Source organism: Rhodocytophaga aerolata (assembly GCF_030503435.1).
Lineage (GTDB): Bacteria > Bacteroidota > Bacteroidia > Cytophagales > 172606-1 > Rhodocytophaga > Rhodocytophaga aerolata.
In genome coordinates this window covers 1-2,592 of sequence record NZ_JAUKPO010000125.1, presented here as the reverse complement: position 1 = coordinate 2,592, position 2,592 = coordinate 1, and the positions used below count along the sequence as shown (strand labels likewise).

Annotated in this window: 4 protein-coding genes; 2 read left to right on the top strand and 2 right to left on the bottom strand. The window is 38.6% G+C overall.

The features are described 5' to 3' along the window. Nucleotides 1-145 precede the first annotated feature (145 nt). On the top strand, nucleotides 146-361 hold the full coding sequence (locus Q0590_RS37010) for a hypothetical protein (RefSeq protein WP_302042724.1): 216 nt from the start codon (nucleotides 146-148) through the stop codon (nucleotides 359-361). A gap of 7 nt (nucleotides 362-368) precedes the next feature. Here the strand turns inward: Q0590_RS37010 and Q0590_RS37005 are convergent, their stop codons facing one another. After that, nucleotides 369-1,247 (bottom strand): IS3 family transposase, encoded by an 879-nt coding sequence (locus tag Q0590_RS37005; protein ID WP_302042723.1) that lies wholly within the window; start codon nucleotides 1,245-1,247, stop codon nucleotides 369-371. A 185-nt stretch (nucleotides 1,248-1,432) separates the two neighbouring features. Further along, nucleotides 1,433-1,564 carry a transposase gene (locus Q0590_RS37000; RefSeq protein ID WP_302042722.1) on the bottom strand — a complete coding sequence of 44 codons (132 nt, stop codon included), beginning with the start codon at nucleotides 1,562-1,564 and terminating at the stop codon, nucleotides 1,433-1,435. A gap of 248 nt (nucleotides 1,565-1,812) precedes the next feature. Between Q0590_RS37000 and Q0590_RS36995 the strand changes: the two genes are divergently transcribed. Next, nucleotides 1,813-2,478 (top strand): IS630 family transposase, encoded by a 666-nt coding sequence (locus Q0590_RS36995; RefSeq protein ID WP_302042721.1) that lies wholly within the window; start codon nucleotides 1,813-1,815, stop codon nucleotides 2,476-2,478. Nucleotides 2,479-2,592: the final 114 nt, after the last annotated feature.

Genomic DNA, 2,592 nt, shown 5'->3' with positions numbered 1-2,592 from the left:
TGAAAGAATCACTGCTGCCCTTTTTATTTTAGTTTTCAACTCTTGACTCACATTACTAACTAAATCATTCATGTTATTAAAAGCTGTTAAGTAGTAAGACAGATTTAGATTAAAGTATTTATTTTTGCTCAAATAGCCAATAGGTATGGGCAAAATACGAGCAATAGAGTTAAATGATGTACAAAGGAAGGCATTAGAGAAAGGTTACAAAGAAGGGAAAACACACTTTTTCCGTCAGCTTTGCCAAATGGTTCTTTTAAAAAGTGAAGGTCGTACTTCTAAAGAGTTAGCTATTATCTTTGGCAAATGTGAACAGAGCATTAACACTTGGCTGGACCGCCGGCAAGAGCAAGTGTCTTAGCCCCCCATTAGTTGGACAGATTTTCTAAAATGATTGTGTGCATAGCCTTTTGCCATTTTTTCTCAGGTGTTACAAAGCCAATGGATCGGTGCAGGCGGTGACAGTTATAATGCTCAAAGAAACGCTGCAAGATTTGCTTGGCCTCATAATAGCTTCCAAACTCATGCCGTTCAATCACTTCTCTTTCCAAAATACTATGAAAAGCTTCAATGTAGGAATTTTCCTCCGGGGTAGCAATATGAGTAAATTCCTGCTTGACCTGGCAGTTTTTCAAAAGGTTGCGTACCCGGTGAGCCATAAACTGGCTACCATTGTCATTGCGTAAGATAACTCCTTGGAGCTGATGAGCTGCATTGATGCGTTTTATTAAGGTGATTACATCCATTTGGCGAATATTGTTTTGAAAGAGCCAGTCAATAATTCTGCGGCTATACACATTCATCACACTTAATAAGTAGTAATTACGGCCTTCTCCCTGCACCCAAATATATTTAATGTCCCAGCACAAATACTCCAAGGGCTTAGTAGCTTGAATACGTTGGAATTGAACAAATTCCCTTTTTCCTGTGGTCCGGATTACCTTTCCAAGCAGTAAGTTGTTTTCCTTCATTAACCGATAAACTTTCTTTTTATTGATACAATACTCTTTCTTAAGTTCATGCGTAGTGTATTCATATCCAAATGCACTAAATTCACCACTAAGCAGTTCCCCAATACGTTCTACCACTTGTTGGTTGAGTACACAACTTCCGTCGAGTTTGGTAGTTACCTGACTTGGTTGGGCACCCGGTTTGCCTTCACGCCGCTTGTAATAGGAAACACTGCCAGGCAAGTCAAGCCACTTACAAAGCTGAATCTGGGGAATATGTTGTTCGAACTGTTTCACCAGGGCTATCTTTTATTGAGTTGAATAGGAGTTTTTTTTAGCAACTCATCTTTTATTTCCAGTTCTAGAGCCTGCCGGGCAATGATTCTTTTCAATCGCTCGTTTTCTTCTTCCAAAGCCCGCATCTGAGGATCAATACGGAGATAAGCATCCTTTAAGCCTTCTTTGCCTTTATTTAAATACTTCTATTTCCACTTTCTTAATAATGAAGGCGATAAGTTGTACTTGCGACACGTTTCTGTATGGCCTTCTCGAAGCGATTCCTGCACAATAGAATAGCGGTCTTCGGGGCTGAATTTTCTTCTAATCTTACTCATGATTTCCTGAATTTAATGAACTAAACTGTTTTTACAATTTTGTCCAACTATTCAGGGGGTTAAGACACAAGGAATTGAAGGACTAAAAGTAAAACCGGGACGAGGAGCCAAACCTAAACTCAATCAAATAACTGACCTTGAGAAGGTGAAAGAGGCTGTAAAAGCTAATCGCCAACGGCTATCGGTAGCCAAAGCAGCTCTAGAAAAAGAGTTGAACAAAGAGTTTTCTACTAAAACCCTGAAGCGCTTTGTCAAAAAAATCGAACCGAAGATTAACAACGTTTAAGGTTCGTGGACGCTTCAAACGCATTAGACGAGTTGTAAAAGCAGAACCCTTACAAGAAGTATATCAAGCCAAGAAGGCTTATTTATTGGAGTTAGACAAATTGGCAGAGAAGAACTTGATTGATATCTACTATGCAGATGAGACACAAATAAGCCTTACCCCCTGTGTACCTTATGGTTGGCAATTTAAAGAAGAAAAAGTGGGTATGCCTACAAGCAAAGCAGGTAAGATTAATTGTTTTGGTATGATTTCCCGCAAAAATGACTTTGTATGGAACACTACTACTAGTGCTATAAACAGCTATTTTATTATTGAGCAGATGGATAGATTCCCTTTTAGCATTAAAAAGCCTACGGTTGTTGTCTTAGATAATGCTAAACCGCATATGGCAGCAGACATCAAAGAAAGAGCACCTATCTGGCAGAGCAGAGGCTTGTACTTATTGTATTTACCCCTGTATTCTCCGCATCTAAACCTAGCCGAAACTTTATGGAGAAAACTCAAATATGAATGGCTTACACCACAGGACTATCTCACCAAGGAGGAGTTATTTTATGCGGTCAACTGTGCTTTTGCTGCTACAGGAATGAGCTATATATACACTTCTCGCCCCCTGGTTATACTTTAAACTAATTCTGTCTTACTACTTAAAACAATTTACCTTAAAATAAGTATGGGGACAATAATTAAGTTAAGCTATAAATTAAAATCAGAGAAATGAATACATAAAGATTTACCTATA

Excerpts from the sequence above, each read along its gene's own strand:
- Q0590_RS37010 (WP_302042724.1), top strand. The coding sequence starts at position 146 with ATGGGCAAAATACGAGCAATAGAGTTAAATGATGTACAAAGGAAGGCA.
- Q0590_RS37000 (WP_302042722.1), bottom strand. The coding sequence starts at position 1,564 with ATGAGTAAGATTAGAAGAAAATTCAGCCCCGAAGACCGCTATTCTATT.